This window comes from Segeticoccus rhizosphaerae, assembly GCF_009192725.1.
GTDB classification, from domain to species: Bacteria; Actinomycetota; Actinomycetes; order Actinomycetales; family Dermatophilaceae; genus Segeticoccus; species Segeticoccus rhizosphaerae.
The window spans coordinates 1-11868 of record NZ_VOHR01000098.1 but is presented as its reverse complement, the minus strand read 5'-3'; the positions used below and the strand labels follow the sequence as shown (position 1 = coordinate 11868).

Annotated in this window: 11 protein-coding genes and 1 pseudogene; 9 read left to right on the top strand and 3 right to left on the bottom strand. The window is 67.7% G+C overall.

Annotated features, from left to right (window positions below):
- Window positions 1–84: 84 nt before the first annotated feature.
- A pseudogene (locus FRW57_RS10060) lies at window positions 85–885 on the top strand (IS1380 family transposase); the annotation flags it as partial.
- 112 nt (window positions 886–997) lie between these two features.
- On the opposite strand, the gene FRW57_RS10055 reads toward FRW57_RS10060, so the two are convergent.
- Window positions 998–1561, bottom strand: coding sequence for a DEAD/DEAH box helicase (locus FRW57_RS10055; RefSeq protein ID WP_152185936.1), 564 nt, complete (start codon window positions 1559–1561; stop codon window positions 998–1000).
- 1063 nt (window positions 1562–2624) lie between these two features.
- Window positions 2625–3863: an IS256 family transposase gene (locus FRW57_RS10050; protein ID WP_152185935.1), complete on the bottom strand. Its 1239-nt coding sequence runs from the start codon at window positions 3861–3863 to the stop codon at window positions 2625–2627.
- Window positions 3864–4110: 247 nt separating this feature from the next.
- On the opposite strand from FRW57_RS10050, the gene FRW57_RS10045 reads away from it, so the two are divergent.
- The 4 genes from FRW57_RS10045 (at window position 4111) to FRW57_RS25065 (ending at window position 8019) form a co-directional block, all read left to right on the top strand.
- Entirely contained in the window at window positions 4111–4335 is a 225-nt protein-coding gene (locus FRW57_RS10045; protein WP_152185934.1) for a hypothetical protein, read from the top strand.
- A gap of 319 nt (window positions 4336–4654) precedes the next feature.
- Window positions 4655–5752: a thermonuclease family protein gene (locus FRW57_RS10040; RefSeq protein WP_162529328.1), complete on the top strand. Its 1098-nt coding sequence runs from the start codon at window positions 4655–4657 to the stop codon at window positions 5750–5752.
- A 111-nt stretch (window positions 5753–5863) separates the two neighbouring features.
- Window positions 5864–6427, top strand: a complete 564-nt coding sequence (locus FRW57_RS10035) for an HIRAN domain-containing protein (protein WP_162529327.1) — start codon at window positions 5864–5866, stop codon at window positions 6425–6427.
- A gap of 1142 nt (window positions 6428–7569) precedes the next feature.
- A complete protein-coding gene (locus tag FRW57_RS25065; protein WP_162529326.1) occupies window positions 7570–8019 on the top strand; it encodes a helix-turn-helix domain-containing protein in 450 nt (149 codons plus the stop codon).
- Between the two features lie 183 nt (window positions 8020–8202).
- Here FRW57_RS25065 and FRW57_RS10025 read toward each other — a convergent pair whose 3' ends face one another.
- Window positions 8203–8385, bottom strand: coding sequence for a hypothetical protein (locus tag FRW57_RS10025; protein WP_152185930.1), 183 nt, complete (start codon window positions 8383–8385; stop codon window positions 8203–8205).
- Window positions 8386–8489: 104 nt separating this feature from the next.
- On the opposite strand from FRW57_RS10025, the gene FRW57_RS10020 reads away from it, so the two are divergent.
- The 4 genes from FRW57_RS10020 (at window position 8490) to FRW57_RS10005 (ending at window position 11685) form a co-directional block, all read left to right on the top strand.
- Window positions 8490–9155 (top strand): hypothetical protein, encoded by a 666-nt coding sequence (locus FRW57_RS10020; RefSeq protein WP_152185929.1) that lies wholly within the window; start codon window positions 8490–8492, stop codon window positions 9153–9155.
- A 362-nt stretch (window positions 9156–9517) separates the two neighbouring features.
- Window positions 9518–10132 (top strand): PKD domain-containing protein, encoded by a 615-nt coding sequence (locus FRW57_RS10015; protein WP_152185928.1) that lies wholly within the window; start codon window positions 9518–9520, stop codon window positions 10130–10132.
- Window positions 10133–10164: 32 nt separating this feature from the next.
- Window positions 10165–10881 (top strand): SAF domain-containing protein, encoded by a 717-nt coding sequence (locus FRW57_RS10010; RefSeq protein ID WP_238999385.1) that lies wholly within the window; start codon window positions 10165–10167, stop codon window positions 10879–10881.
- A 3-nt stretch (window positions 10882–10884) separates the two neighbouring features.
- Complete coding sequence (locus FRW57_RS10005; RefSeq protein ID WP_152185927.1) at window positions 10885–11685, top strand: CpaE/TadZ family protein; 801 nt, start codon at window positions 10885–10887, stop codon at window positions 11683–11685.
- The last annotated feature ends 183 nt before the right edge of the window (window positions 11686–11868 follow it).

Sequence of the window (11868 nt, the reverse complement as noted above, 5' to 3'; positions counted from 1 at the left end):
GGCCCCCTTGCGACCGAGCCCGAATCCTGAACGCGTCGAGTGCGCCTCCACCACCACATTACGCGTGGCCCGACGTGCCGGTGCGACGCGCTCAAGACCGTCGCCAGGATGCGCTCGAGCGCCGCGGTCGGCAAGGTGCTGCTGCGGGCGGACTCGGCGTTCATGGGGCACCCGACCATCGCCGCGGCCCTCACGGCCGGTGCAGACGTGTCCGTGGCCGTCCGGCTGACCGCGAACGTCAAACGCGCGATCGCCGCCATCAGCGAGGACGCGTGGACGATCAAGTACCCGCAGGCCATCTGGGACGACGACACCAGCAGGTGGATCTCCCGCGCCCAGGTTGCCGAGGTCGACTTCACCGCATTCACCGCCCAGGCCAAGGACCACCATGTGCCCGGCCGGCTGGTCGTGCGCCGCATCCCGGACGTCAACGCGGACAAGAAGCAGGCCGCCGGGCAAGGCACGTTGTTCGACATGTGGCGCTTCCACGGCTTCTTCACCACCGTCCCCCAAGACGAACTCGACACGGTCGCGATGGACAAGTTGCATCGGCAGCACGCGGTCATCGAGAACGTGCACGCCGACTTGAAGAACTCGGCGCTGGCCCACCTGCCGTCTGGGCGGTTCGCGGCGAACGCGGCCTGGCTGGTGCTGGCAGTCGTCGCGTTCAATCTCACCCGAGCCGCCGGAACGCTCACCGGCCGCCCATCCTTGGCGAAGGCGACCACCGGCACCCTGCGCCGCAAGCTGATCAACGTGCCCGCTCGGGTCGCCTCCTCGGCCCGGAAACTGACGCTGCACCTGCCCGAGTACTGGCCATGGCAGCACGCGTGGGAGGCACTGTTCGCCGCCGCGTTCGGCCCGCCAGCAGCCATCCCGACCTGACCACCACAGCCGCCACCTTCCGGCGCGACCGGAGCAACACAGTGGAACACCCCGACAGCGAGGTCGGGCGATCAGCCACGTCACACCGAGTCACACGCTTCCCGAGACCGAATCAGCGCAGCAGCATCAGCCCATCGGTGGATTGAGGCTTAGTGCCGTGGTCGAACCGCACCGTCCAGTTGTCGGCGACAGATCCCGCAGCGGCGTGTGCGTCATCGAGGATGAGCAGCGCTGCGTCGTCGAGTTGGGGAGAGGCGTTGAACACAGCGTTGTAGTGGGCGACGGCAATCGCGTCAGCGCGCACGTAGGCCAGACGGTCGTTGGCGTCCCAGTCGACGTTATTCCCGGTGAGATCGACGACGCTGATGCCAGCGGCGCGCGCGTCGGCGACCGCCTGCCGGGAGAGCTGGAGAGTCGGGCACAGGTAGACGACTCGTTCACCGAACTCTCGACGACGCCATTCTCCGACCAACATCCCCACCAGCGTCTTCCCGGCGCCAGTTGGGAGCTCGATGGCCAAATCGGGATCGTCACGATGCTTGAGGTAATCGCGGAGGATGTCGGCCTGATGCGCCCACAGGTGCTTTGGGCCATTGCCCTGTCGCGGGAGGTCGCGGAAAAGCACCTCCGGGTTGGGACTGCCGGCGGGCTGTGACCCGCTGGTCACGAAGGTCATTCTGATCCCCTTTCGGTCTTCCCTGACCCTCGTTTGGGCCTGGTCCGCGGTTCACGACGGTCATCGCAACGCCGAACAGATGCTGTTCGCGCGCCCCGGCACATCATGATGGCAGTGTGACGGGGTGGAACCGTGGGCGTGGGTGACTCTGCTGGTCGGTGTGGGCCTGATCGCGTGGTGGGCTTGGGATCGGGCGCGTGAGCGGTGACCGTTTCCGCCCCAGGGCCGACTTCCTTTCCCCGCGCTGCGGACGGCGGTTCAATCCGAGTGTCGCCACCGAGACCGTCTCGGGTGCTCAGCTTTGAGTGAGTCATGCCACCCGGCGGTGCCGCGAAATCGCCGTGTTGATGACGCTGGTCTGACTCAGGCTGCCACCCAGACCCGGCGCCAGATCGGGCCGAGGTGGCGATCATGGGGAAACGACGACCAACGACGGGGGGCTTCGCGCCACTGCCTTGGCGAACCCGGCCAGCGCCGCGACTTACGTCCGGATGACCGACCGTGTCCTGCGGGCGGATGATGGCTCGTCCTGAGTTGAGGTCATCAAGTGCTCGCTGGCCGTCGGCGAGCCCCGAGATGATCGAGGCGGTTCGGAGCCTCGCTACGCGAGGAGCGAAAGCCGTGACTCGTGAGTGCTCCATCGGGTGCGCGCCGCGGCTAGCCTGAGCGCCTCGACTGTGTGGGGGAAGGGCGTCGACGTGACTCGCAGGAGCAGGGTGGTCGTGATCTTCGTGTCGGGTGCGATCGCCCTCGCTGGGTGTTCGGGCCCTCAAGGTGGGTCACCTCCACCGACGGCCCCGAGCAACACGAAAGTGTGTCGGCACCGCCGGCATCCTCGTCATGGACACCTGCGCCCCTGCCTTCGCCCGCCACGACGCAGCGACCACTACCCACCCTCCCGCGGGCGACGACTTCGGGACCTCGGATCCGCGAACGGAACGGCTTCATCGCCGTCAAGTACGAATGCATCTACCGGCCCAAGTCCCCGCAAGGCATCACCGCGAAGGTCCACAAGCGGACAGAGCCCCGCGGGGTGGTGGGCTTTGAGGGGGTCCTCGGTGCCCTACTCGCCGCTGTCGATGGCGGCGTGCTCACCAGTATCCATGGTGTCGTTGAGCAGCGCCATGGACTCTTCTGAGAGGTAGCGACGATCGCCGGCGATCCACTCGTCGTGCATATCGATCAGCACGGCACCAACCAGCCGGATGACCGCGGCGGCGTTCGGGAAGATTCCCACGACACGGCTGCGACGCTTGATCTCCTTGTTGACCCGCTCGAGCGGGTTGGTCGACCACACCTTGCGCCAGTGGGTCTTGGGGAATGCGGTGAAGGCGAGGACCTCGGCCTTGGCCTCGTCCATCAGCGGTCCGACCTTGGGGAACGAGGCAGCGAGTTGGTCGCGGACCTCGTCCCAGGCCGCGGTGACGGCCTCCGGGTCGGGCTGGGCGAAGATCGTGCGGAACACCGCGGCGACCATGTCGGCGTGGGACTTGGGGACGTGGGCGAGCAGGTTGCGGGCGAAGTGGACTCGGCACCGCTGGTGTCCGCAGCCTTGGAAGGACCGCTTGAGCGCCTTCACCAGACCGGAGTGCTGATCGCTGATGACCAACCGCACCCCGGTCAGACCGCGTTGTTTGAGGCTGAGCAGGAAGCTGCGCCAGAACGTCTCGTCCTCGCTGTCGCCGACGTCAAGGCCGAGGACCTCCCGGGACCCGTCAGCGGCGATCCCGGTGGCCACCACGACCGCCATCGAGACCACCTGGCCACCCTTGCCCGGCTTGTTCCGGACATGGAGGTAGGTCGCATCGAGGTAGACGTAGGGAAACGCGCTGTGATCGAGCTGGCGGGTGCGGAATGCGCCCACGGACTCATCCAGCTGCTCGCAGATCCGGGAGACCTCGGACTTGGAGATCCCCGAGTCGGCGCCCATCGCCGCGACCAGGTCATCGACACTTCTGGTGGACACACCATGGACGTAGGCCTCCATCACCACCGCATACAGCGCCTGGTCGATGCGCCGACGGGGCTCCAAGATGGAGGGGAAGAACGAACCCTTCCGCAGCTTCGGGATTCGCACTTGCACGTCACCGGCTTTGGTGGCCAGCAACTTCGGGCGGGTGCCGTTGCACTCGGTCACGCGGTCCTCGGTGCGCTCGTAACGCTCCGCGCCGATCACGCCCGCGGCTTCGAACTCGACGAGCTCTTGGAGCACGGTGCGGACCGATTCACGGATCATGTCAACGCCATCGCCGGTGCGGAACGCCTCAAGCAACTCAGACAAGGCAGACTGGGACAAGGCCATCGGTGGTTCTCCTTCAGTGCGTGACTTGGTCGTTTCACACCGAAGATCCCGCCGATGGCCGCCTACTTCACGAAGCCCCGCCGTTGGACCTCAAACCCCACCACCCCAAGGGACTCTCCTCACAAGCGCGCCCATATCGACGCCTCGCCTGGCCCCTATGAGCGATACAGCAACAAGGCTCTCGCCGGGCCGGCCTGGCTCTCGCTCGCCACGGCATGGCACGCGCCGGTCGGCTCGACGCCCGCTTTTGCGCGTCAAGGCTGAGAAGGGTCGGGGGTCCTCCATCACCGTATGGGTCACCAAAGTCGACCCACCCGACGACTTCGACATCCGCAAGGCGGCTACCGCCTCCACGACCGGGCTCATCAGCGTCATGAGCTCGGTGAAACCACCGGTCCTTGGCACCTGCATCCTGGAGCCCGCCGACCCGCTCCCGCCACAGGACAAGTACGCACCTGACGACACACCCTGACACCCGCGTCCCGGCCGACGAGGATGTGCCAGCCCTCCACGCCGTCCCGACTCGCCAGGCGGCCGGGTGAGCCGACGATGCCGCGTCTCCGTATGGTGGCCGCGCCTAGCCCACGCCGCCTGCCATGCGCCGCCCATGACAGACCCCATCCCAGAGCAGGAAGCACAGGAGATCCCAGCCCGAGGAGCGGCCGGCTCGTCACCTCGCTCGGACCCCGTCATAACGATCGGGCAGCAACCTGGATATTCACGGGGTAACACGTGCCCCTGCTGGTAAGACTCGTACCGGTACGGGAACTCGGTGATGCTGCGAGGTGAGCGTGAGTCTGGACGGTCCCCCGCCGGGCTGGTACCCGGACCCCTGGGACGACCGCCAACAGCGGTGGTGGGACGGAAGAGCGTGGACGCCCGGGATCAAGCCCACCCGACAAGGCAGGGCACGTCGGGTAGCCGCCTGGATCGGCGGCGGTCTTGCCGGGTTCTTCGTGCTCATGGTGATCATTGGCCTGGTCGCGCCTGACCCGGGCACCCAACCCGCGGGGACCGCGGCTAGCACGTCCCCGGGCGCGAGCCCCACCGCGACCCCGACGGCTGCGGACCCGACCACCGAGAGCTCAGCCTCCCCGACCTCACCCGACGCTGCTGCCAAGCGCAAGCGTGAACGTGCCGCCGAGCAAGCCCGGCGCGCCGCTGCCGCCAAGACGGCAGCCAAGAAGAAGGCAGAGCAGAAGGAGAAGGCCCGCAAGGCCCGACAGCGCCGGAAGAGGCAACAGCAGGCACTGTCTCCGGTCTTGCGTGTGGTCGACGGGGACACCGTCCACGTCGCCTACCACGGCACCGAGCTCACCGTCCGCATCATCGGAATCGACACCCCCGAGACCGTCAGCCCCAGCGTCGCGGACGAATGTGGAGGACAGGCCGCAACCGCGATGGCCCACCAGCTCCTGGACGGACGCACCGTCCATCTCGTGCGCGACGCCAGCCAAGGCAGGCTCGACAAGTACGGCCGCACGCTGGCATACCTGGACATCCCCGGTGTCGGCGACTACGGCAAGATCATGATCAGCAAGGGTCTGGCCTCCGAGTACACCTACGCTGCTGCCTACCACCGTCAGGCCCGCTACCAGGCCGCCGAGGCCACCGCACGCGCCGCCGGCCGCGGGACCTGGGGCAACTGCGGCGGCTTCGACAAACCCGTGGCCAGTCGACCGAAAGCGACCAAGCCCGCGCCGTTCGCGCCAGCCGCGCCCCAACCAAAGGCACCCCAGAAGAACTGCGCACCCGGCTACTCACCCTGCATCCCGCCCTACCCGCCCGACCTGGACTGCGCCGACGTCAACGGCCCCATCACCGTCACCGGCAGCGACCCCCACGGCCTGGACCGCGACGGAGACGGCGTCGCCTGCGAAAGCGGTTGACCACGAGCTTGTGTCCTTGATGTTGATCAAGGCAAGAGGGTGGTCTCGACCTCGAATCAGCCGGACTGGTGCGATGGCCCCGGTCTGTTCCACGTCGGTAAGGTCGTGCACGTGCCGCACCGACAGAACGATCGCCCCGCAGCCGAGCTGTATCTGGGTGATGGTGAGCGCGTGGACATCATGGGTGCCAACGGCCTCCCTCAGGTGCATCTCGTGGAGCAGGTTTACGGTGGCGCGCGCATTCTGAGGTTCTGCGATGACCTCACGGGCAAACTGATGAAGGCTGAAGCGCGGCGACTCTCCACCGTGGGCATTTGGGCGGGCAAACTGCGTGGTGTGAGCCACTACGCGGCCGCCGCGCGCCGGAGCGATCTCCGACCTGGGCGCCTGCTCGTACTGGTCCGCGAGCGGGATAATCCGCACGATCCGAACGCCGTCGGGGTCAGAGCAGCCGATTCGGACGAGGTGGTGGGGTACGTCAACAAGGCGAAAGCCCGCCAGTTGGCGAGGCAGCTCGACGCCGGAATCCACGTGGTCGCCGTCTCTCTGGACGGCACCGCAGCAGGGAGGGCGTGCACGGGCGTCACCTACGCCGCCGCACAGCCGACGCTCCTAGCGCACCTCATGGGCCCGCGGCCCATCACCGCAGCCAAGCCAGCGCACTGGGCCGACTGATCGAGATCGCAACCGGATCGCTCATAGCCAGCGGGAAAGCGGGTGCTCTCCTTGGACCGAACGCATCACGCGCGGGCTCTGGGTCGCGAGCAGCAATGAACGCCTTGTGTCTGTGTAGCCACGCCGAGCACCCTCGACGATCGGCTAGTTGACTTTCGGAAGGTACGCGACCGACCCGGCCGCCTACGTGCCCTCCCGTGTTCGCAACCGTCGCCCCGTGGGCCTTGCAGACATGGACGCCCCCAAGTGAGCAAAGGCTAAGCCGCACTCGTGGCGAACTAGTCCCTTGGCAGCCTCGTGCAAGATACCGATGTGGCCGTATCCATCTTCGTCGTCACCAATGTCCACGACGCAGGAACCTACGCTGCCTCGGGCAGCCCCAAGGCAAGTCACAGCCGTGGCGCTGCGGTCAGGTGCGACACCCGGCCTGCTGACAGGCCGGCAGCTGCGGCGACCCTGCCACTCGGCACGCCAGCGCGGACGGCCGCGCGGACAGCTCGGTCACGGACTTCGCGCGCCCGCTCATACTCTGAGCGCGCACGATCCAACACCTGTGCTGCCTCCTCAACGGCCGCCAGCTTCATTCGCTCGTGCGCAGCACTCGCTCCAAGGTCCATGGCCGGAGGGTAGACGGCGCTCGAATCCACGTGTCTCACACGTCCACAGACTCGACCCGAGCCGTGGACGGCAGTCTCGTGACTGGCTGTCCTCGCCGCCGCCCCCTCACACCACTCATATGGGGACCAGGGCCAAGGCCCGCGGCGCGCGAGGCCGACTCCCCTCGGCCTCGCTGCCATCGGCCCGTGGCTCCGACAGCTCGTAACAGGTCCTGGGGCCCCATCCAGTCTCAATTTCTTCGTTCACGACGTACAAAATGGCGAAGACTTTGGTCGTTTGGGCGAGGATTCTTAAATTGGACGTTCAAATCTCAATTTCCCCCGACTCGGACAGTTAGTGCGAAGGAGCGGGCCAGCAGTGACTGGTTTGGTTCAACGGAGAGTCGAAACCCGATGTTTCCTCATCAGCTGGGCGCATGAGAGCCTTCGTCATTCTGGGCGGTATGCGCCTTCAGCGAAGTCGACTCGGGAAGCCCGATGATCACCCGCTTGAGCTGGCGCCCGGTCACGCCATAGGGTTTGGGCGTGGTGACCGAGCCGGAGTTCCACCCCGCCGCCTTGCGTGCCGCTCGTGAGCGGGCGGGCTTGACCCAGCACCAGTTGGCGCACCGTCTCGGCGTGGCCGGAGGTGAGCGGGTCTCTCGGTGGGAGCTTGGCTTGTCTACTCCTCGAGCGGAGTCGCTGGCCGAGTTGGCCCTGGTGCTGGCGATCAGGGTGGACGACTTGCTGCAGCCGCCGCCGATTCTCCCAACCCTTCGGGTGCTGCGGCTGCGCGCGGGCTTTGGTGGGCGCGAGCTGGCGCGTCGCGCGCGCATGTCGTTTGCCACGTACATGCGCTGGGAGTCAGGGTCAGTCCGACGCACGCCCAGCGATCCTTTGCTGGCTCCCTTGGCGGGGGCCTTGGACGTCGAAATGGCTCTCGTCCGAACGGCTGTTGACAACTCCCGTCGCCTTGCAGAGGAGCGATCTGTTTAGGGTTCAATCACCGGTCCGACTGATCTTCGGGCAGGCTCGCAAGTTATCCACAGGGTGGGTGCTAAGCCCTTGTGTGGCGGCGGAGGCTGGGTAGACTTCCCGTCTCGGAATTGCGGAGCGGCAGGGGGTCACCACGATGGGGCGGCATCACATTAGGTGAATATCGGCCAGGACCGGCAGGTTTCACGCAGCGTCGGCGCGTGGATCCCGGCCCGTCGTGCCGCCGGTGCCCTCGCCGTCCTCATCGTGACGCGGGCGGACGTCCTTGGTGGGCGATTCGGGGCCGGCCAGGTGTGCCAGGGGGACACCGACGCGATCGACCGCTCGCTGGTTCTGCTCCGAACTGCTGCCGATCCGTCTTCCCACGGTGAGTCATTAGCACTAGTGTTGTTGTGGCGAAATTTGGTACAGGTGATCACCTGGAGGGTGGCATCTGCCTTATGGCTATGAGCGACGCGAGGAGACCGACGATGTCGAACACGCTCCGGCGGGGAGGTGGCATCTTGCTGCTCGGCGGTGCCCTGGTTGCCTCTGCCTGCAGCGGCGGCGTACCCAACGACGGGGCTTCGACACCGTCGCCCACTAATGCTTCGCTCGCGTCCACGCCTCCATCGGACCCCCCGGCTTCCCCCACGGCCCCGACCACGCCGCCGACGAGTTCCCACCCGCCGCCGGGGCCCAAAGCGGTGGCCAAGCGCAATGCCAGGAAGGTCCTCGATCACTACTTCCAGGTCAGTGATACCTGCCTGATTCACCCCAAGAGGGCAAAGAAGTCCTGCTTCGACAAGGTGGCGATCGGAACGGAGTTGCGCAACAACCGGAACGCTTTGGCCAACGAGAAGGTGTACGGAACGAGGGTGATCGGGAGGGTCCAGGTCGTCTCCGTGAAGCCGGTCAAGGTCGACCTCACCAACAAGCCGAAGCATCAGCCGCCGGTCATCCCCACCGTGGTGTTCGAGGTCTGCTACGACGTGTCGAAGGTGAACGTGGTCGACGCCAGCGGTAAGTCGATCGTTCCCTCAGACCGGATCGACCATGGTCGGCATCGCGTGTCGGTTTACAACTACGAGTTCCCGGACCAGTCGCAGTGGCGGGTCGGTTACGTTGGTGATCCGGTGAAGGACCCGTCATGTTGAGCAACCTCCGCCGGCTCGCGACGGCAGGAACGCTGTGTCTCGCTTTCACGCTGTCCATGGGGTCCTCTGGCGCCCTGGCAACCAGGCACGAATCGGTTCCCACGGGAGACACCCCCCGGTGTCTGAAGAAGGATGACTATCGGGGGGTGTGCCTCGTATGGGCGGAACCGCCGTCGAACCGTGGCGGCTCTGGTGACTCCGGCACTGAGCCCGCTAGCTACGAGTCCGGCTCGTCGACTGGCGACAAGGACTCTGGAGACAAAGACTCCGGCAAAAAGGGCCATAGCAGCGGCCCAGTCGTGCAGGGGCACTCGTGCATCTCGGTGTGGCGGACCAGGCCGCAGCCACCGAAGAGCGAACCAGTGTGGAGCGGCCACGAGAAGGGCACGATTTACACCTGCTACTACGCGCTGACCGACCGCGAGGGTGCGGGGGCGAACGTCGACGGTCTGATGCAGGCGGGCACGGTGGACTTCTGGGCTGCCGCCCCGCCGGAGGCGCCGGCGCCGCCGGATCCGCGCAAGCTGGCCGACCGGGCAGTGGAATCGATGCGGCTGCAGGCGATCGGTATCGGGATCGTGCCCGAGCCCAAGCCCGGCTCGATGGGGCTGGTGGGGATGCCGAACTGGATGTGGGTGCAGAACGCTTCGCCGAACACCTGGGGGCCGGTCACGCGGACGGCGTCAACGGGCCCGTTCTCGGTGACTGCCACGGCGAAGGTGAGGAACGTGGTGTGGGACCTGGGCGACGGCCAGAGGGTGACCTGCGGTCAGGGCACACCGTACCGGGACATGTACGGCAAGAAGGACAGCCCGACGTGCGGGCACACCTACACCCGGCAGGGCGACTACACGGTGCGCGCCACCTCGAACTGGGTGATCGACTGGTCCGGGATCGGGCAGTCCGGGACGATCACCATGCCGTTGACCCGCACCGCCACCGTGCACATCGGCGAGGCACAAGTGCTGGTCCAGTAGGGGCCGCAGCAGCGAAGGCAAGGGGATTCACGATGTCGTTGGCGCCGAAGCAGGCACGGGACCGGTTGCCTGGCGCGCCGGAGCCCGGCGAGCCGGAGTCCGCAGGGCGGGGCTCTGCGGCGGTAGGGGGAGCGGAGGTCGCCCCACCGCCGAAGATGCGGCGTCGACCGCTGCTCATCGCCGCGTCGGTAGCAGCCGTCTGTCTGGGCGCGCTGTTGGGGGTGCTGGCCTTCACCTCGATGAGCTCGACGACCAGTGTGGTCGCGGTCCGCTCGACGGTGCACCGCGGTGAGGTCATCGAGGCGGATGACCTGATGGCCGTGCAGGTGGGTGTCGACCCCGCGCTGACACCGATCCCCGCGGCCGACCTGCAGAGCCTGGTGGGCCAGCGTGCCGCGATGGACCTGGCCGCCGGCGGACTGGTGACCAGGCAGGACGTGACCCGCTCGGTGCTGCCGGCCGACGGGATGTCCGTCGTGGGAGTGAGCCTTCCTCCGGGTGGCCTGCCGGGCACCGCGCTGCAGGCCGGCGACCAGGTACGGATCGTGTCCACCCCCGGGATGGACGGGACCTACCGCGGCTCCGGGTCACAGGCCCAGGTCAAGGCCACGGTGGTGAGTGTCCGCCAGTTGCCGGACGGCGGCCAGCAGGTGGTGGATGTGTCCGTGCCACGGGATCAGGCTGCCGACCTGGTGGCGCGGGCCGCGACCGGCAAGGTGGCGCTGGTGCTGGACTCCAGGGCGCGCTGAGTCATGGCCGTCATCACGCTGACGTCCGCCTCCGGCTCACCCGGGGTGACCTCGACGGCGTTGGGTCTGGCGCTGACGTGGCCCCGGCCCGTGGTGCTGGTCGAGGCCGACCCCACCGGCGGGTCGGGGGTCTTGGCCGGATACTTCCACGGCGACGTGGCCCACACCGGTGGCCTGATCGACCTTCCCCTGGCGCACCGCCAGGGCGCGCTGGCGCAGGCGCTGCCCGCCTCGATGCTGGAGATTCCCGGTTCGAGCGCGCGGCTGCTGCCGGGGGTGCGGGGCCACGGGCAGGCTCGCGGCCTGGCCGGCGTGTGGGAGCCGTTGTGTGTGGCGCTGCGGGACCTGGAACGCACCGGTCAGGACGTGATCGTGGACGCCGGCCGGCTCGGCCTGGTCGGTGCCCCCGAGCCGCTGGTCCGGGGCGGCGACCTGACGTTGCTGACCATGCGCAGCAGCCTGCCCGCCTTGGCGGCCGCCCGGTCCTGGGCCCAGCAGCTGCACGAGACGTTCGCGGCCGCTGGGGCGCTACCGCGGCTGGGGGTGCTGCTGGTGGGGCAGGGGCAGCCCTACTCCTCCCGTGAGGTCGGCAAGGTGCTGGGGCTGCCGGTGACCTCCGCCCTGCCCTGGGCGCCGGACGCCGCCGCGGTGTTCTCGCTCGGCGCGCGGCGTCCACGCCGGTTCGAGCACACCAGCCTGGTGCGAGGACTGCGAGCGACCGCCGCAGCCAGCCAGACCGTGATCGACCAATACCGGACCAACCTGGACGCCGGGGCGGGCGCGCCGATCGTGGGGAGCCGTTGATGAACCAGAGCCAGAACCAGCAACCACATTCGGCACGGCCGGACCCGGCCGCGCTGCCGCTGTTCACCCCGGTGGCTGCGCCCGAGCCGCGTCCGGGCCGTGTGCGGTCGCAGTTCTCGATGCCGCCGAGCACGGGGCGACCCGGTGCCCCACCCGCGCCGTGCTCGGCGGCATCGTGAACTG